The 18,138-nt window shown below is 63.5% G+C and carries 15 protein-coding genes and 3 tRNA genes; 10 read left to right on the top strand and 8 right to left on the bottom strand.

Translation table 11 applies throughout. The annotated features are described in order from the left end of the window. The first annotated feature begins 9 nt into the window (after nucleotides 1–9). Genes tatC through lnt form a run of 3 tightly spaced genes read left to right on the top strand, consistent with a single transcriptional unit; the run spans nucleotide 10 to nucleotide 4,990 of the window. Nucleotides 10–870 carry a twin-arginine translocase subunit TatC gene (gene tatC / locus F8O06_RS06100; protein ID WP_225733420.1) on the top strand — a complete coding sequence of 287 codons (861 nt, stop codon included), beginning with the start codon at nucleotides 10–12 and terminating at the stop codon, nucleotides 868–870. A gap of 44 nt (nucleotides 871–914) precedes the next feature. Beyond that, the gene (locus F8O06_RS06095; protein WP_225733419.1) at nucleotides 915–3,347 is read left to right on the top strand and encodes a DEAD/DEAH box helicase; all 2,433 of its coding nucleotides are present in this window, start codon (nucleotides 915–917) and stop codon (nucleotides 3,345–3,347) included. Continuing rightward, complete coding sequence (gene lnt / locus F8O06_RS06090; RefSeq protein ID WP_158037999.1) at nucleotides 3,347–4,990, top strand: apolipoprotein N-acyltransferase; 1,644 nt, start codon at nucleotides 3,347–3,349, stop codon at nucleotides 4,988–4,990. The genes F8O06_RS06095 and lnt overlap by 1 nt, the downstream gene beginning before the upstream one ends. Here lnt and F8O06_RS06085 read toward each other — a convergent pair. After that, the gene (locus F8O06_RS06085; protein WP_225732802.1) at nucleotides 4,965–5,237 is read right to left on the bottom strand and encodes an RNA polymerase-binding protein RbpA; all 273 of its coding nucleotides are present in this window, start codon (nucleotides 5,235–5,237) and stop codon (nucleotides 4,965–4,967) included. The genes lnt and F8O06_RS06085 overlap by 26 nt on opposite strands. 189 nt (nucleotides 5,238–5,426) lie before the next feature. Between F8O06_RS06085 and F8O06_RS06080 the strand changes: the two genes are divergently transcribed. Together F8O06_RS06080 and F8O06_RS06075 are read left to right on the top strand one after the other, a co-directional pair. Next, the gene (locus F8O06_RS06080) at nucleotides 5,427–6,212 is read left to right on the top strand and encodes an SDR family oxidoreductase (protein ID WP_158037998.1); all 786 of its coding nucleotides are present in this window, start codon (nucleotides 5,427–5,429) and stop codon (nucleotides 6,210–6,212) included. Between the two features lie 234 nt (nucleotides 6,213–6,446). Beyond that, nucleotides 6,447–6,731 carry a hypothetical protein gene (locus F8O06_RS06075; protein WP_158037997.1) on the top strand — a complete coding sequence of 95 codons (285 nt, stop codon included), beginning with the start codon at nucleotides 6,447–6,449 and terminating at the stop codon, nucleotides 6,729–6,731. On the opposite strand, the gene trpD is transcribed toward F8O06_RS06075, so the two are convergent. Then, nucleotides 6,716–7,792, bottom strand: coding sequence for an anthranilate phosphoribosyltransferase (gene trpD, locus F8O06_RS06070; protein WP_158037996.1), 1,077 nt, complete (start codon nucleotides 7,790–7,792; stop codon nucleotides 6,716–6,718). The two genes, F8O06_RS06075 and trpD, sit on opposite strands and share 16 nt — an antisense overlap. 157 nt (nucleotides 7,793–7,949) lie before the next feature. Here trpD and F8O06_RS06065 point away from each other — a divergent pair, with 157 nt between their 5' ends. The 5 genes from F8O06_RS06065 to F8O06_RS06045 all read left to right on the top strand — a co-directional run bounded on the left by F8O06_RS06065 (nucleotide 7,950) and on the right by F8O06_RS06045 (nucleotide 13,757). Further along, nucleotides 7,950–8,588: a heme-copper oxidase subunit III gene (locus tag F8O06_RS06065; protein ID WP_158031474.1), complete on the top strand. Its 639-nt coding sequence runs from the start codon at nucleotides 7,950–7,952 to the stop codon at nucleotides 8,586–8,588. A gap of 17 nt (nucleotides 8,589–8,605) precedes the next feature. After that, entirely contained in the window at nucleotides 8,606–9,439 is an 834-nt protein-coding gene (locus F8O06_RS06060) for a cytochrome c (protein WP_158031473.1), read from the top strand. 14 nt (nucleotides 9,440–9,453) lie between these two features. After that, nucleotides 9,454–10,515 (top strand): ubiquinol-cytochrome c reductase iron-sulfur subunit, encoded by a 1,062-nt coding sequence (locus tag F8O06_RS06055; protein ID WP_158031472.1) that lies wholly within the window; start codon nucleotides 9,454–9,456, stop codon nucleotides 10,513–10,515. After that, nucleotides 10,512–12,110, top strand: a complete 1,599-nt coding sequence (locus tag F8O06_RS06050; RefSeq protein ID WP_225733418.1) for a cytochrome b — start codon at nucleotides 10,512–10,514, stop codon at nucleotides 12,108–12,110. The genes F8O06_RS06055 and F8O06_RS06050 overlap by 4 nt, the downstream gene beginning before the upstream one ends. A 237-nt stretch (nucleotides 12,111–12,347) precedes the next feature. Further along, complete coding sequence (locus F8O06_RS06045; protein WP_158037995.1) at nucleotides 12,348–13,757, top strand: MFS transporter; 1,410 nt, start codon at nucleotides 12,348–12,350, stop codon at nucleotides 13,755–13,757. A 378-nt stretch (nucleotides 13,758–14,135) separates the two neighbouring features. Here F8O06_RS06045 and F8O06_RS06040 read toward each other — a convergent pair whose 3' ends face one another. From F8O06_RS06040 to zapE, 6 genes are all read right to left on the bottom strand, one after another. Next, the gene (locus tag F8O06_RS06040) at nucleotides 14,136–14,522 is read right to left on the bottom strand and encodes a nuclear transport factor 2 family protein (RefSeq protein WP_158037994.1); all 387 of its coding nucleotides are present in this window, start codon (nucleotides 14,520–14,522) and stop codon (nucleotides 14,136–14,138) included. 285 nt (nucleotides 14,523–14,807) lie between these two features. Beyond that, a tRNA-Val gene (locus tag F8O06_RS06035) sits at nucleotides 14,808–14,884 on the bottom strand. A 56-nt stretch (nucleotides 14,885–14,940) separates the two neighbouring features. After that, nucleotides 14,941–15,014, bottom strand: a tRNA-Cys gene (locus F8O06_RS06030). Nucleotides 15,015–15,113: 99 nt separating this feature from the next. Then, nucleotides 15,114–15,186, bottom strand: a tRNA-Gly gene (locus F8O06_RS06025). Between the two features lie 389 nt (nucleotides 15,187–15,575). After that, nucleotides 15,576–16,793 carry an ammonium transporter gene (locus F8O06_RS06020; RefSeq protein WP_158031468.1) on the bottom strand — a complete coding sequence of 406 codons (1,218 nt, stop codon included), beginning with the start codon at nucleotides 16,791–16,793 and terminating at the stop codon, nucleotides 15,576–15,578. Between the two features lie 168 nt (nucleotides 16,794–16,961). Continuing rightward, nucleotides 16,962–18,002, bottom strand: a complete 1,041-nt coding sequence (gene zapE / locus F8O06_RS06015; RefSeq protein WP_158037993.1) for a cell division protein ZapE — start codon at nucleotides 18,000–18,002, stop codon at nucleotides 16,962–16,964. Nucleotides 18,003–18,138 lie beyond the last annotated feature (136 nt).

Here is an 18,138-nt window from a genome sequence, read left to right as displayed (position 1 = left end):
GGCACGGCGGTGTCTCAGACGAAGAAGAGCCGCGACGGCACGATGTCGATCGCGCAGCACTTGGTGGAGCTGCAGAAGCGCATCATCATCTGCGCGATCGCGATCGTGGCCGCCGCGATCGGTGCGTGGTTCATCGCGCCATTCGTGCTCGATGCACTGCGAGAGCCTCTGCTGACGGTCATGCAGAAGACCGGTCGACAGACCCAGATCAACTACTCGGATGTATCGAGTCCGCTCAATGTGCGCATGCACATCACGATGGTGCTCGGCATCATCATCGCGGCTCCGATCTGGCTGTATGAGCTCTGGCGGTTTCTCGCACCGGGCATGCTGCGCAAAGAGAAGCTCACCGCCGTCGGGTTCGTCGGCACAGCCATCCCGCTGTTTCTCGGCGGCTGCCTGTTCGGCTGGTGGGCTTTTCCGAATTTGGTGTCGTTCATGTCGAGCTTCGCGTCGGCAGACGACGTGCAGCTGATCAGCGCAGACACCTACCTGCGATTCGTGATGAACCTGATGCTCTTCATGGGGCTCGGATTCGTGCTGCCGCTGCTGCTCGTGCTGCTGAACTTCGTCGGCGTGATGAGCGCGAAGACCATCATCAAGGGCTGGCGCGTGGCCATCGTGGTGGCACTGATCTTCGCGGCGTTCATCACCCCGCCGACCGACATCCTCAGCATGTTCCTGCTCTCCAGTCCCATGCTCGGGCTCTACCTGATCGCCTGCCTCATCTCCTGGCTGCACGACCGACGCGCGGCGAAACGGGCACAGGAGCTGTTCGAAGACGACGCACTGCCCGACCCGGACATCCTCGGCACCGCAGACCTGTCCGAGACCTCCGGTGCATCCGATGCGGGCGGGACGACGAAGTGACCCGGAGCGCACGCTCCGGACGCAATGACGACGATTGAGAAGCGATGACGACTGAGAACGCGATGCCGAGCGACGACTCTGCTGAGACCGTGAAGACGGAGCAGACGGAGCACACCCCACTGCCCGACGAAGTGGTGGCCTTTCAGCGCACGGTCGGATTCGCGCTCGACGACTTTCAGGTGCAGGCCGCGCGCAGCATCGTGCATGGTCGGGGAGTGCTCGTCGCCGCACCGACCGGCGCAGGCAAGACGATCGTCGCCGACTTCGCCGTCTACCTGACGATGGAGTCGGCGGCCGATGAGAAGATCTTCTACACGACCCCGATCAAGGCGCTGAGCAATCAGAAGTTCCACGAGCTGCAGGAGCGCTACGGCGAGTCGAACGTCGGTCTGCTGACCGGTGACAACAACATCAACGCGACCGCGCCGATCGTGGTCATGACCACCGAGGTGCTGCGCAACATGATTTACGAGCGCAGCGATCTGCTGGGCTCGCTCTCTTTCGTGGTGATGGACGAAGTGCACTATCTCGCCGACCGCATGCGCGGGCCGGTCTGGGAAGAGGTCATCATCCAGCTGCCCGAGCACGTTCGACTCATCTCGCTGAGTGCGACGGTCTCGAACGCCGAGGAGTTCGGAGCGTGGCTGCAGGAGGTGCGCGGACACACCGACGTCATCGTCTCGGAGTTTCGTCCAGTGCCGCTCAACCAGCATGTGCTGGTGCGCGGTGATCTCGACGACCTCTTCGAACCCGGCCGTCCCGGCCAGCTCAACCGGCACCTGCACCGGCTCTCTGGTCTTGACGGGCCGCGATCGAACCGGGAACGACGGCGCGGAGGTCATCACCGACAGCAGCGCGTCGACCGGGCAGCGCTGGTGAAGACGCTCGAGCGTGCCGACCTGCTGCCGATGATCGGCTTCATCTTCAGCCGCGTCGGCTGCGATGCCGCGGTGCGCCAGTGCATGCTGGCCGGCATCTCGCTGACGACCAAGCAGGAGCGCGACCAGATCAAACGGATCATCGACCGCCACTGCCGTGACATCCCGTACCAGGATCGCGAAGTGCTCGGTTTCAAACACTGGAAGGGCGCCCTGCTGCGCGGTGTCGGCGCGCACCACGCCGGGCTGCTGCCCGCATTCAAAGAGACCGTCGAAGAGCTCTATCAGCGTCGACTCGTTCGGGCGGTCTTCGCGACCGAGACGCTGGCGCTCGGCATCAACATGCCGGCGCGTACGGTGGTCATCGAGAGCCTTGAGAAGTACAACGGCGTCGCTCGTGTGCCGATCACAGCGGGGGAGTACACCCAGCTGACCGGGCGTGCGGGCCGTCGTGGCATCGACGACCAGGGGCATTCGGTCGTGGTGTGGCAGCCCGGTGTCGACCTCGAACGGGTCGCTTCGCTGGCCAGCCGCCGCACCTACCCGCTGAAGTCGGCGTTCCGCCCCACCTACAACATGGCGGTGAACCTGATCGGGCAGTTCGGCCTCAGCGCGACGAGAGAGATCCTGGAGTCGTCGTTCGCCCAGTTCCAGGCCGACCGGTCGGTCGTCGGCCTGGCTCGAAAGCTCAAAGAGCAGCGCACCTCGCTCGACGGCTACGCCGAGGCGGCCGGGCTGGACGATCCGCTGCTGCGCGACTTCTTCGACCTGCGTCACGAACTCTCAGAGACCGACCGCAGCATCCAGCACATCTCGAAGAAAGAGCGCCGCAGCGGCAGTCGACGCGAAGACCTCATCGCTCACGCTCGTGACCTGAAGGCCCAGCTGCGGCAGCATCCTGCCGCTCGCATCGACGATGTCGAGGATCGGGCCCGGTGGGCCGAGCGCTGGTGGCGTCTGCAGCGTCAGACAGAAGACCTCCAACGCGAGATCGAGCACAGAGTGAGCAATATCGCGCTGACCTTCGAACGCGTCGTGCGGGTGCTGGTGCACTTCGGCTATCTCTCTGCCGATGCAGATCTGGCCGAGGTCGCGGTCACCGATCAGGCCGGGCTCCTCGACAAGATCTATGGAGAACGCGATCTGGTCGTCGCCGAGTGTCTGCGCCGAGAGGTGTGGAAGGGGCTCGAACCGGATCAGCTCGCCGCGATCGTCACGGCTTTGGTCTACGAGCCGCGGCGTGACCGCGGCGACGAAGAGGTGTGGCTGCCTCGAGGCGCCCTGCAGAAGGCCTATGCCGACACGCTGTCAGTCTGGCATGAGATCGACGACCAAGAGCAGCGCCGCGATCTGCCGCGGTTCCCCGAGCCGAACGCTCTGGTGTGCACGGCGGTGCTGCGATGGAGCCGGGGCGCCACGCTCGATCACGTGCTCGAAGAGGCAGAGCTGCCCGCAGGCGACTTCGTCCGTCTCATGAAGATGGTCATCGACCTGCTCGACCAGATCGGCGCCGCGCAGCCAGACGGTGTCGGGGCTGTGGCTCGCAGCGCCAAGGATCTGCTGCTGCGCGGCATCGTCGAGTACTCGAGCGTCGGGTGATGCGGCACCAGCACCGCGCAGATGCGATCGTTCGGGCAGTCGTCGCCCTTGCTGCGGGTCTGCTTTACCAGTACGCGTTCGCCCCGTATCTGATCTGGCCGCTGACGCTGCCTGCGATGGCGCTGGTCGCCTGGGCTGTGCTCGGTCGCGGATTCTGGTTCGGGGCACTGTGCGGGGCATTGTTCGGCGCAGGGTTCTGGTCGGGCCACATCATGTGGCTGACCGAATACCTGGGGGCGGTGCCCTGGATCGCTCTGAGCGGCGCTATGACGTTCTTCTGCGCATTCGGCTGTGCGGTCGGAGCATACCTGACCCGGCGTCGACTGGTGCGGCAGACGCATCCGGCGCTGATCGCTCTGATCTGGGCGGTCGTCTGGACGGCGCGCGAAGCGGTGTTCTCGCGGATGCCGTATGGCGGGTTCGCATGGGGAGAGGCGGCGCACAGCCAGTCGAACGCGCCGACGATCGGACTCTCGTCGTGGATCGGTCTGGCCGGCCTGAGCCTCGCGCTGGTCTTCGTCTCGACGCTGCCCGTGACGTGGATGCTCTCGCGTCGGCCGGTGCGTCGGCCGCTGGTCGTCGGCATGGCTCTGCTGGTGCTGGGGATGCTGGTGCCGGCTTGGGGAGCGATCGTGCCGTCGCAGGGATCAGTGCGCATAGCAGCCGTTCAGGGCAATGCGAATGCCGGTCTCTTCTCGAACGCGCAGCCTGGTGAGATACTGGCGAACCATCTCGCAGCCGCCAGAGAGATCATGCACGACGACTTCGATGTGATGGTCTGGCCTGAGAACGCGGTCGACCTCGACGTGCTGCGCAGTCGTCAGGCCCACGCCGAGATCGAGGCCTTCGTCAATGAGATGGGCCGCCCGCTCGTGTTTGGCAGCGTGACGAAGCGCGGCGACGACTTCTTCAACAGTGTCGTGCTCTGGCTGCCGAAGGGCATGTCGGCGCCGACGGGCCTGACGGATGGGGGAGTCGACACGGCTGCCGACTCGGTGGTGCCCGGTGTCGACCCGACCACGACGTCAGGCGGGCCGGTGCAGATCTACGACAAGAAGCATCCGGTGCCGTTCGCGGAGTACATGCCCGATCGCTGGCTGTTCCATCCGATCGCCCCAGATCTCGTTGACCTGGTGCCACGCGGATACACGTTCGGGCAGCGCACCGGCAACTTCCAGATCCCGACGGGTGAGGACGCCATCAACGCCGGGGTGCTGATCTGCTTCGAGACCGGCGACACCGACCTGATTCACTCGGCCGTCGCTGGGGGAGCGCAGCTGCTTCTGGCACCGACGAACAACGCGGATTTCGGCCGCACCCCGGAGTCGGCGCAGCAGATGGCGATCGCGAGAGCCAACGCCGTCGCATCCGCGCGCTCGCTGGTGAACATCTCGACCGTCTCGTCGAGTGCGGTGATCGGGCCGGACGGACGATTCCTGGATCGGCTGCCCGACTTCGAAGCGGGCGCCATGGTGCAGAACGTTCCGCTGCAGCGCTCACTGGCGCCGAGCTTCTTCGCCGGGCCGGTGATCACATGGGGGAGTGTCGCCGCCACCGTGCTGCTGTCGGCCGGCGAGATGGTGACGCGCCGCCGAGACCGGCGGCTGCGTCAGCAGGTCACTGCTCGTTCGGGTCTGATTTGATACGAGAGAGCTCAAGCGCGCGCTTGCGGCGATCGTGCAGGTAGTCGAGACGCTCGTCGAGAATCTCTTTGAGCTCCGTCTCGCTGCGGCGCTCCAGGAGCATGTCCCATGGGGTGCGCTGTGAGGCGGGCTCGCCCTTCTTCTTGCCCGTGGTCTTGGTCTTGGCCTTCGACTTGGACGCGGTCTTCGTCGTCGACTTCGAAGCGGTCTTCGCTGTGGTCTTCGAAGAAGTTGCTTTGGTTGCCATTCGATGCCTTCGTCTCGTCTGCCGGCAGAAGATACGCCGACCGTTCATTGTAGCCGATCAGCACAACGGCTGTGGGCCGAGATTTGTTCCCGACGGCGGGGCAGCGGTCGTCGAAGCGTTCTGGACTGATACAGTTTTGCCTGCTGTGAGCACGTCGCGCGACGTGCCATTCGATCGAAAGGTGAGCACGTGAGCGATCAGACGACGGAACAGACGACGGGCGATCAGCAGAAGCCACTTGCAGGCAAAGTTGCGCTGATCACCGGTTCGTCGCGCGGCATCGGTGCGGCGACGGCCGAACTTCTCGGCGCGCTGGGTGCGACCGTGGTGATCAACTACCGATCGAAGGTTCGTCGAGCCGAGCAGGTGGCTGACAAGGTGCGTGCCGCCGGCGGAGACGCTCTGGTCGTCCAGGGCGATCTCACGGACGAGGCATCGGTGACGGCGCTGTTCGACCGCGTCGGCGAGGCCTTCGGCCGCATAGACGTGCTGATTCTCAATGCCTCGGGAGGCATGGAGAAGAACATGGCCGACGACTACGCGCTGCAGCTCAACCGTGACGCGCAGGTGCGTGCGCTGACGCTGGCCGAGCCGCTGCTGAAAGAGGGCTCGCGCGTCGTCTTCATCACCAGCCATCAGGCGCACTTCATCCGCACCACGCCGACGCTGCCGGAGTACCGTCCGGTCGCCGAGTCGAAGCGCGCCGGTGAGGATGCGCTGCGTGAGCGCATCCCGGAGCTCGCGAAACGCGGTGTCGGCTTCGTGGTGGTCTCAGGCGACATGATCGTCGGCACGATCACCGCAACGCTGCTGAACCGCATCAACCCGGGTGTGCTTGACGAGCGCACCGAGCAGGTCGGCAAGCTGTACACCGTCGAGGAGTTCGCCGAGCAGATTCGCGACGCCGTGCTCGAGCCGATCCCGGTGGATAACACGAAGTACGTCGGAGACATCTCGTTCTTCACCGGCAAGTGAGTGTGAACCTCGACGCTCGTCTCGGGCGTCGAGAGACGTGATGGTGACCCCTCTCCGGTAATCCGATAATGTATGTTATGTCATATATCGTGGATTCTCGGAGAGGGGTTCTCCTCTTCCGAGCCGGCGAATGACACTGTCGTGCTTTCTGCACAGCGCAGCCAACACATTGATGTCATGCACTGGCTTCATGTCGGCGGTGAAGATTCTTCGGTCGCATGCCAGTCTGGCCAGATGAGACAGACCAGAGTGACGACTCCGAACCGCCGAGCGATTCCGCCCCCGCGCATCAAAACGAATGACGACCGGCCGCTTGAGCCAGATCAGGCGCGCATCGCTCCTGAGCTCAGCTCAGCTGCACGCCGCCAGATGCGCGACGGGCCGCCGCCGCGCATCCGTGTCGGGATCGGGCCGACTGCCGCCGGGCGCGTCGAACCGCAGCTGCCAGACGATCTGACGACGATCGGCGATCCGCCGACGGTAGATGACTACTTCGCGCCCGATCAGTTCTTCGACTGAGCTTCGTGTGCTGGCAGTGCCTCGATCCAGTGATCCAGAACCCGTGCTGCCGCACCCGATTCGATCGACTCGGTCGCGACTTCGAGCTTTGCCGAGAAGCGTTCGAGCATCGACGTCTTCGCCGTCGCAGGGTGAAAGAGCAGATCTGCGGCGACCAGACCGGCTGCTGCGTTGAGCAGCACGATGTCGCGCACCGAACCGGTCTCGCCGGCGAGCAGAGCCCGGCCGATCTCGGCATTCTCTTCGGCGTCTCCCCCGACCAAGTCTTCGAGCACGGCTGGCCTGATGCCGAGCTGTGCCGGGTCGAGCGCGAATTCTGTGATTCCGCCTTGTTCGTCGACCTGGCAGATGCGACTCGGGCCCGTCGTGGTCAGCTCGTCAAGGCCGTCCTCGCCGCGAAACACGAGACCGACGTCACCACGAGAGCTCAGCAGTGCGGCGACGAGATCGACCCGACCGCGATCGGCGACACCAAGAGCATTGATTCGCGGGCGCGCCGGGTTGCACAGTGGGCCGAGAAAGTTGAACACCGTGGGTACGCCGAGGGCTTTGCGAACAGGACCGGCGTGCCGGAAGCCCTGATGGTATCTCTGCGCGAAGGCGAAGCCGATGCCCGCCTGCGCGAAGGCCGATGCGGTCTCCTCTGGGGTCGCGCTGATGTTCACCCCCAAGGCCTCGAAGAAGTCGGAGGATCCGGAGCGAGAGCTGACCGCACGGTTGCCGTGTTTGATCACCGGAACGCCGGCTCCGGCGATCACGAGGGCGGCCATCGACGAGATGTTGACTGTTCCCGAGCGGTCTCCCCCGGTGCCGACGATGTCGAGCGCGTCTCGCGAGATGTCCAGCGGAACCGCGTGCGTCAGGATCGAGGAGACGAAGGCAGAGACCTCTTCGAGAGACTCCCCCTTCTGCTTCAGCGCGATGAGGAAGCCTCCGATCGCAGCGGGGTCTGCCGTCCCGGTCATGATCTGGTCCATGGCCCACCTGGCCTGCACCGTTTCGAGGTCGAGGTCGTCGATGAGTCTGGTGAGCAGGATCGGCCATGAGATTTGGGATGACATGACTCAAGATTGTACTCCGCAAGACCATTGGCCCGACCGACACTGTGCTGGATTCCGGTGGGAACACACCGGACGCACTCCGACTCTAGATGAGGGAATTCTCTCGAACCGCTCCGTTTGGTCAAGACATGGGTGATTCATAGGTCATAATAGAAACGTGTCCAGTACAGCATTAACGAATAAGTCTGCGCAGGCGAGTGTCAACAGGCCGAGCGCCACAGCCGTAGGTACCATCGTCTGGCTTGCCAGCGAGGTCATGTTCTTTGCGGCCATCTTCGCCGTCTACTTCACCTTGTGGACGACCTCGACGGGTCAATGGCAAGACGGCATCGCCGTTCTGAACATTCCCTTCGCTGCGGTCAACACCGTGATCCTGGTGCTTTCGTCAGTCACGTGTCAGTTCGGCGTCTTCGCGGCAGAGCGTCTGCAGCCGCGCAAGACCGGCAAGGGCATCAAGAACTGGGGCGTCGCCGAGTGGTTCTTCCTGAGCTTCGCTCTGGGTGCCATCTTCGTGACCGGTCAGGTGTTCGAGTACGCGACGCTGTACCACGAGGGTGTGGCCATGTCGACCGACACCTTCTGGTCTGCGTTCTTCGTCGGCACCGGGTTCCACGCGCTGCACGTCATCGGTGGCCTGATCGCGTTCCTCGTGATCATCGGCCGCACGTACGCGTCGCGCAAGTTCGGCCACCGTGAGGCGCAGAGCGCCATCGTGGTGTCGTACTACTGGCACTTTGTCGATGTCGTCTGGCTGATTCTGTTCACGGCCGTCTACATCCTTCCGCTCATCGGTTGAGACTGGAGTTAGCAGGAATGAAGATTCGCAAGAACCATAAGTCCAAGGTGAGCCGCCGCTCCAAGCGTCGCGGACCGCTCGCCACCATCGGTCTGCTCGCCATCGGTCTCGCTGTGACCGGTGGAGGCTACGCTGCTGTGGCACAGGCCAGCTCGTCGTCGACCGACATCGAGAAGGTGGCCAACACCCAGGAGCAGGTCGACGAGGGCCAGAAGCTCTTCCAGGCAAACTGCGCCACGTGCCACGGACTCAATCTTCAGGGTTCGGACGCCGGCCCGTCGCTGGTCGGCGTCGGGGCCGCATCGGTCGACTTCCAGGTCGGCACCGGCCGTATGCCGATGCAGATGCAGGGCCCGCAGGCGCAGGTCAAAGCTCCGCAGTTCACCGACGAACAGATCAAGGCTCTCGCGGCCTACGTGGCATCGGTCGGCTCCGGCCCGGCCATCCCGAGTGACATCGCGAAGCAGGTCGACACGACTGACTCCGAGAAGGTCGCATCGGGTGCCGAGCTCTTCCGCATTAACTGCGCGATGTGCCATAACGTCGCCGGCGCCGGCGGTGCGCTGACCGAGGGCAAGTACGCACCCTCGCTGATGGGGGTCTCTGAGACGCACATCTACGAAGCCATGATCACCGGCCCGCAGAACATGCCGGTGTTCAACGACACCAACCTCTCGCCTGAAGAGAAGGCCGGGATCATCTCGTACCTGAAGTACGTCGAGAAGAATCAGTCTCCCGGTGGCGTCGATCTCGGATCGCTCGGTCCGGTGTCTGAGGGGCTGTTCATCTGGATCTTCGGCATCGGTGCGATTGTCGCATTCACCATCTGGCTTGGTGCACGGGCTGACTGAGCGGAGAGAACACTATGGCAAAGAACAAGGAAGAGACTCCTGTGTCAGAACACGAGCCACAGAGCACGACGGTAGTGCTCGAACATGGGTTCGAGAACCCGGGCATCGAGCCCCACTCACCAGAGCGCGTCACTGACCGCGACCCGAAGGCCGCCAAGCGCGCCGAGCGTCAGGTCACCGCGTGGTTCATCGCCTCGGCGGTGGCGAGCGTCATCGCGATCATCGTCTACATCGCCGTGCCGATCAAGGCCGACGACATGTCGACGGTCCATCCGAACAACCTGTGGCTCGGTCTGTCGATCGGCTTCGCATTCCTGGCGATCGGCATCGGTGCCGTGCACTTCGCGAAGCAGCTCATGCCGGCGCACGAGATGGAAGAGGAGCGGCACACGCTTCGCTCCTCGGACGAGACTCGTGCTGAAGCCATCGAGATTCTGCAGACGGCAGACAAAGAGAGCGGAATCAGCCGTCGTACGGTGCTTCGTCGCTCACTGATCGGTGCGGCGGTCGTCGCTCCCCTGCCGGGCATCGTCATGCTGCGTGACCTCGCTCCGGTCAGCCAGGGGCTGGTCAATCCGGCTGAGAAACTGCGCCACACCATCTGGGGCGATCAGGACAGCCTGAAGCTCGTTCGGGATCCGAACGGTCGCCCGATCAAGGCCTCAGATGTTCAGCTCGGCTCGGCCTTCCACGTGATCCCCGAGAACCTGCTCGAAATCGAGAATCATTCGCAGCGCATCATCGAAAAGGCCAAGGCGGCCGTGCTGCTCGTCCGTCTGCCCGAGAACGAGATCAAGTCGGGCGCCGAAGACGGATATCACGGCATCCTCGCATACTCAAAGATCTGCACGCACGTGGGATGCCCTGTCGCTCTGGTCGAGCAGCACACGCATCATCTGCTCTGCCCGTGCCACCAGTCGACGTTCGACATCGCAGACGGCGCCAAGGTCGTCTTCGGCCCGGCGAACCGTCCGCTGCCCCAGCTGCCTATCACGGTTGACAGCGAAGGCTATCTGGTGTCGAAGGGTGACTTCCGCGCACCAGTCGGACCGAGCTTCTGGGAGATTGAAAAGTGACCACGACAGTGACGACAAAACCCACGACCAAGGCGGGTCGTACCGCTGACTATCTCGACGAACGCCTCGGCGTCGCAGGGGTCGTCAAAGAGTTCGGGCGCAAGATCTTTCCCGACCACTGGTCGTTCATGCTCGGCGAGGTGGCGCTGTACAGCTTCGTCGCACTGCTGATCTCCGGAACCTTTCTGACTCTGTTCTTCCAGGCGTCAATGGTCGAGACCACGTACGACGGCTCCTACATCCCGCTCAAGGGCATCCACATGTCGGCGGCCTATGCCTCGACTCTGGATCTCTCGTTCGACATCCGCGGCGGGCTGCTCATGCGTCAGCTGCACCACTGGTCGGCACTGATGTTCGTCGCGGCAGCTACACTGCACATGGCTCGCATCTTCTTCACGGGTGCGTTCCGCAAGCCGCGTGAACTGAACTGGATCGTCGGTGTGCTGCTCTGGGTGCTCGGCATGGGAGCCGGGTTCACGGGCTACTCACTTCCTGACGATCTGCTTTCGGGCAACGGTCTGCGCATCATCGACGGTTTGATGAAGGGGCTCCCCCTCATCGGCACCTGGCTCTCGTTCCTGTTCTTCGGCAACGAGTTCCCCGGCACCGACCTGATCAACCGTCTGTACATGCTGCACATCATGTTGATCCCTGCACTGATCATCCTGTTGATCGCCGTGCATCTGCTGATGGTGGTTCTGCACAAGCACACGCATTACCCGAACCCCGGTGCCCGTGAGACGAACGTCGTCGGCTACCCGGTGCTCCCCGTGTACGCAGCCAAGGCCGGCGGCTTCTTCTTCATCGTCTACGGTCTGCTCACGGTGATTGCTGCTACGTTCACGATCAACCCGATCTGGAACTACGGGCCGTACGACCCGTCGCCGGTCTCGGCAGGTACGCAGCCCGACTGGTACATCGGCTGGGCAGACGGCGCACTGCGATTGATCCCGCCGCACTGGGAATCGGTGATCTTCGGCTTCACGTTCTCGTGGAACATCATGGCTCCTGTGGTGCTGCTCGGCGGCTTCATCGCCGTGCTGGTGGCCTACCCCTTCATCGAGAAGTGGATCACCGGAGACGACCGCAACCACAACGTTCTGGATCGCCCGCGCAACGCGCCGACCCGCACGGCGATCGGCGCTGCAGGCATCGCCTTCTACGCCACCATGTGGGCGGCGGCTTCGTCTGACGTGATGAGCGTGTTCTTCCACTGGAATGTCTTCCTGGTCACTCACGTGCTGCAGGCATCGCTGATCCTTGGGCCGATCATCGCCTTCATCATCACTCGCCGCGTTGCCTTCGCACTGCAGCGAAAGGATCGCGATCTGGTTCTGCACGGTGTCGAGACCGGTCATGTCATCCGGTATCCGCATGGGGAGTTCCAGGAGCTGCACCGTCCGCTCGACGAGTACGAGCGCTGGCGTCTCGTCTCGTTCGATGAGAACGTTCCGGTGCCGGTTCGCCCTCGCTCCGACGGCAAGATCTACAACAAGGATCGTCGTCGTTCGTGGTTCAGCCGCTTCTTCTTCGAGAGCCGGGTCAAGCCGGTCACTCCAGAAGAGCTTGCTGCGGCACAGCACGAGCACCACTGATGCTCTGCACTCGTGTTCGGCGCACCTTCCCGGTCTGCTGAACAGTCGAAAAGGGCCTCGCCATTGTGGCGAGGCCCTTTTCGCGTCTCCATGGGCGTAGGTGGTACGGGGCTGGGCAGTATCCGTCCCTCTGCGCCGTCAGCCGCCGACTCCCCCGCCAGAGGTCTGCAGACGAGCACACCGAGTCTCTTCCCACAACTGACCATACCTGTTCAGACCTGTGCAATACTGTCTTCTATGACAGACACAACCAACAGTGACGTGCCGCCGTCGGCGGCCTCCGCAGCGGCTTCGACGCTGACCCAGCGTCTGGACAGACTCGCCTTCACTCGGGCTCATGCCCACGTGGTCACCTCTTCGGGGATCGGCTGGGCGCTCGATGCACTCGACGTGGCGCTCATCTCGTACGTGATCGTGGTGTTGAAGAGCGAATGGAGCCTCTCTTCGACCGAGCAGAGCTGGATCGTCTCGCTCGGGTTCATCGGCATGGCACTGGGAGCGATGCTGGGTGGCAGGCTCGCCGATCGTTTCGGGCGGCGCACGGTGTTCGCGCTGACTCTGCTGATCTTCGGCCTTGGCGCAGCGCTGAGCGCGTTCGCACCGGTCCTCGCGTTCTTCCTCGTCATGCGCTTCATAGTGGGTCTGGGGCTGGGCGCTGAGCTGCCTGTCGCCAGCACATACGTGAGCGAGTTCGCACCCCCGAGCATCCGCGGTCGCATCATCGTCGTGCTTGAGGCCTTCTGGGCCATCGGCTGGCTGCTTGCAGCGCTGCTCGGCTACCTGCTGGTGCCACATGGCGATTGGGGCTGGCGCATCGCCATGCTGATCGGGGCGGTGCCGGCGCTCTACGCGGCGTTCGTCCGGTTCGGGCTGCCGGAGTCGATCCGCTTTCTCGAGGCGCACGGCCGCCATGATGAGGCTGAGCAGATCGTGCGCCGCTTCGAGAAGTCGCCAGTGATGTTCCGGGTGCAGGCCGCGGGTGCGGCGGCCACACGCCCCTCGACCTCCGCTGAAGGCGCAGACTCAGCCGAGAGCAGAACTGCCACCAGTGGGTTCGGCGGGCTCTGGCGGCCTGGGCAGGTTCGCAACACCGTCGCGCTGAGTGTGGTCTGGTTCCTAGTGAACTTCTCCTACTACGGGGCCTTCATCTGGATTCCCTCGATTCTCGCAGCACAGGGACACGATCTGGTGAAGAGCTTCGGGTACACCTTGATCATCACGTTGGCGCAGCTGCCCGGCTATGCGGTCGCCGCGTGGCTGATCGAGCATTGGGGGCGTCGCTGGACGCTGGCGTCGTTCCTGATCGGCTCAGCCGTCTCGGCAGTGTTCTTCGGCACAGCCGGGTCGGTGACGGCGATTCTGGTCAGCGGATGTCTGCTGAGCTTCTTCAATCTGGGCGCATGGGGCGCGCTCTACGCCATCTCCCCCGAAGTCTTTCCGACCGCGCTGCGTGGCACCGGCACTGGTTGGTCGGCGGGGTTCGGTCGTGTGGCGTCCATCATCGCTCCGCTGTTAGTGCCCGTCGTGCTCGCTGCGGCCTGGGGCGGCACTGGAGTGCTCTTCAGCATCTTCGGTGTGGCCTTCGTGCTTGCGGCGCTGTCGGCCCTGCTGCTCGACGAGCATATGGGCCAGGTGCTCACCGACTGACGCTTCGCAGGGAGCTCATACGCCGGCCGGAACGTGCTGGGCCCAATGCACCGATGGCGTCCTGAGCTATCACCGTTGAGGCATGTCAGCGGGGTCATCTAATCTATAGAGGTGGACGACAGCAGCGATGCAAGTGCTCACACGAGGGGTTCCTGCCGCGGAGGGGGCGGCGGGAGCCCCTCATCTGCGCCTGTGACGCCTTGTGGGCAAGCACTCAGCGTCAGAGTCATTCGTGCGGTTGATCGAGCCGAACCAGCACTGCCGGTGCCTACACGTGCGGGGTGATCGCATATGCCATGAGGCGTACGCTTCAGGCGCAGGCTGAGCACAATGGATCCTCAGGTCACAAGCCGGCTCTGCGTCCAGCACACGATCTCGTCAACGTGCACTGCCGATATTTCGATCCTGTTCAGCTCCTTCCACCATGAGAGTCACTTCCTCGAGCGAGAGGAACTTCCCGTCAGAGTCCAGCTGTGCGAACACGTATACCTCTTGTTCGACTGTGGTCCGGTCTCGTTTTGTCACCACGACGCGGTGTCTCTCTGCATAGTGGCTACCATCGGTGAGTTCATCCAGCACTTTGACCTCGGCGGCACTGGTGATGGCGCGAAGGTGTGCGATGTGCTCAGCGAACTGTTCACGCGTGCTCCAGTCGCCGTTGGTGCGCTGGCGGTAGTCGGCATTGAAGTGACGGTCCAACAGCTCATCGAGAGCTGTTTGGTGGTCGTTGAGGAGGTCGGACAGTGCGAGCGCAAGTGTGGTCATTCGGGTACTCGATTCACAATAGGCAATGGGGGTTACAGCCTCAGTGATAGCACACACTGCGATCTTGACCACGCGCACCCCTTGAAGACGTGTCTCGTGCCTCAGAGCTGCTTCGTGCGGTCGTTCGGCCGCACTGCCTCCCCCGCCAGAGAGACCTCACCAGCCAGACAGCCCTCCCCAGCCGGACAGCCCTCCCCCGCCAGACGGCCCGACCGGCGCAATGCCAGGTCAAATGAAAGAAGGCCCGGAACCCCGCGTCCTCCGCGTGATTCCGGGCCTATCCCGTGGTGGGCGATAGCAGACTTGAACTGCTGACCTCTTCCGTGTCAGGGAAGCGCGCTACCAGACTGCGCCAATCGCCCGTACTCGAACCGTCGAGTGCGTATGCCGACTTGCGTCGACTCCGGCCGAAGCCGGTTGGAGGTGGAGACGGGAGTCGAACCCGCGTATACGGCTTTGCAGGCCGCTGCCTCGCCACTCGGCCACTCCACCATGCCAGACCGCACAGGTTCTCAACGAAGCAGTACCTGTGAAGCGGCCCCTGTGAAGCGGAGCCTGTGGCAGGTCTTTCACAAGTGAAAGAACCCTCCGAGCGGATGACGAGATTCGAACTCGCGACCCCCACCATGGCAAGGTGGTGCTCTACCAACTGAGCCACATCCGCATGTTGATCAGCTTGAAGCTTCTCAACGTTGTCCCCGTGTTCCGGCGACTTGAATAATGTACCGTAACTCTGCCCGAATGCAAAATCGAGGTGAATCGAACCTGGCAACGCGGGCGTGTCGCACGTCTGCTGCCTGACTCTCAGCCTCCACCCAGGTCGCACCAGGGCCAAGAACGGCGCTTCAGGCATCAGGCAGGCGACTGCGGACCAGGTGTCCTCAAGTCAGATTCCTGTCGATCACTGCAGCCCGTGCCACGGCACACAGGGTCGTTGCTGGGGCGCATACGTGAAGAGGGTACGGAGCCTGTGACGGCTGCCGCGCCCTCTTCACGTATGAAGCGCTGCTTCGGTCATTCGGGCCGCTCAGGTGCGGCCTTCAGTACGGAACCTCAGTTCTGCAGAGCGTATCCCGACTCGCCATGCACGCGCAGGTCGATGCCGGCCACTTCGTCTTCGTTCTTGACGCGGAAGCCGATGGTCTTGTCGATGACCTTGCCGATGATGAAGGCGACGATGAACGAGTAGATCGCCACTGGCACCGAACCGACGATCTGAGCGCCGAGCTGTCCCCAGCCGTACCCGTAGAAGAGTCCCGAGTCGTTGGCGAAGAAGCCCAGGTACACGCAGCCGATGAGTCCGCCGACGAGGTGCACGCCGACCACGTCGAGCGAGTCGTCGTAGCCGAGCACCCATTTCGCGTTGACGGCGAGTGCGCAGACGCCGCCGACGATGAGGCCGAGCAGGATGGCCGCACCAGGAGTGAGCTGATCGCACGCCGGGGTGATGCCGACCAGACCTGCCACGGCACCCGTGCCGGCACCGACCGCGGTCGCCTTGCCCGTCTTCAGCTTCTCGACGACGAGCCAGGCCAGAATCGCAGCTGCAGGCGTCACCATGGTGTTCAGGTAGATGAGACCGGCGGTCGCGTCATCTGTCGCTGCGCCTCCGTTGAAGCCGAACCAGCCGAACCACAGCACTGATGCACCGATCAGAACCAGCGGCACGTTGTGCGGCTTCGCGATGCCCTTGTCGAAGCCAATGCGGCGGCCGAGAACGATGGCGAGGGCCAGAGCCGCGGCACCGGAGTTGATGTGCACGACCGTGCCGCCGGCGAAGTCGAGCACGCCGTCGACGCCGAACCACTCAGGCACCACGGTGCCGATCCAGCCGCCGCCCCAGACCCAGGCCGCGACCGGAAAGTACGAGAGAGTCGCCCAGAGTGCGGCGAAGATCATCCACGAGCCGAACTTCGCGCGATCGGCGATGGCTCCTGAGATCAGTGCCACGGTGATGATGGCGAAGGTCGATCCGTAGACGGTCGAGACGAGATCCTCGCCGCTGACTCCGCTGAGCCCGAAGGCCGAGAACGGGTTGCCGGCGAACGACCACGGGCTGGCGTCTTCGGCGATGCTCGTCATGTTCGCCCCGTAGAGCACCCAGAGCAGCCCGATGAGTCCCATGGACCCGAAGCTGAGCATGAGCATGCTGACGACGGACTTCGCCCGTACAAGGCCGCCATAGAAGAAGGCGACGCCGGGCGTCATGAACAACACCAGCGCGGTCGACACCAGCAACCATATGGTGCCGGTCGTGACTGTCTCTGTCATGGTGAAACCTCTCTCGAACTGATCATGGGATCGCGACCGCGCATCATAATGCGACGACTTTCACGAACTGAGTTCAGTCTCGGGTGCAGAGATTTCGCATGATATGCGCAAGGGTTACGGCGCTGTTACGCGTCGGAGGTCGCTGTTACGGCAGTGTTTCGAGAAGAGTCAGGCCTTGGCCACGTCGTAGGTCTCGTGAGCGAGTGTGGTGAGCGCGTCGAGTCGCGAGACGCAGCGCAGATACTTCTTGCGGTATCCGCCGTCGATCATCTCCTGGCTGAAGACCTCGGTCAGCGGCAGGCCTGCTGCCACGATCGGCTTCTGTGCGTCGTACAGACGGTCGATCAGCGCCACGAGACGCAGCGCGTCGTCCTGTCTCGTGAGACGTCCGACTCCCGACCAGACGAATGCGTCGGCAGAGCGCGCAAGGGCGAAGTACTGCACTGGATGCAGCGTCGAGATGTGATCGATGACGTCGGCGAAGGCATCCTGCGACACGCGCAGGTCGTCGGACTGATGCTGGGCGACGAGCTGATCGATCTGTGCGGGCTCCCACGGGATGGCCTCGCTGTTCACGTCGCGCCGTCGGTAGTCCTGACCGTCGATGCGCAGCGCCTGGAAGATCGAGGCGAGCGACTGTATCTCGCGCATGAAGTCTGAGGCGGCGAATCTGCCCTCGCCGAGGGCGTTCGGCGGCGTGTTCGATGTGGCCACGATCGAGGTGCCGGTCGCCGCGAGCTCTTTCAGCAGCCGGGTCATGATCATCGTGTCGCCGGGGTCGTCGAGTTCGAACTCGTCGATGCACAGCAGAGAGTAGCCGCGTAGCTTGGCGACGGCGTTCTCGAATCCGAGTGCGCCGACCAGCGACGTGTACTCCAAGAAGGTGCCATAGGCCTTGGGCTGGGGAGCGGTGTTCCACAGTGCTGCCAGCAGGTGGGACTTGCCGACGCCGAAGCCGCCGTCGAGATAGATGCCGCTGGCCTGCTTCGCCGCCTTCTTGCTCCTGCCGAAGAGGCTGCGGCGCTTCACCGCACCCCAACGATCGGAGAACGCGCGAAGGGCCTCGACGGCCTCCAGCTGCGACGGATAGTCGGCACTGGGCTGGTAGCTCTCGAACGACGCGGTCTGGAAGAGCGGTGGCGGCACGAGGTTCGCGACGAGCTCGTCGGGATCGAGATTCGGGTGCACATCGACGATATGCGAGATCATGCGTTCCTCTCTGGCGGCGGCAGTGCACGCGTGTGTGGCGGTGGCCGAATCGCGGCGACCCGGGTCAATTCCGAGTGAGCGTCGTGATGCGGATGCGCGTGCATGAGATCCAGCGCGGCACCCTGTTCACTGTAGC

It is taken from the genome of Pseudoclavibacter sp. CFCC 14310, assembly GCF_008831165.1.
In the GTDB taxonomy this organism is placed as follows: Bacteria; Actinomycetota; Actinomycetes; order Actinomycetales; family Microbacteriaceae; genus Pseudoclavibacter_A.
The sequence above is the reverse complement of the archived record's forward strand: the minus strand, read 5'-3'. Positions and strand labels throughout refer to the sequence as shown.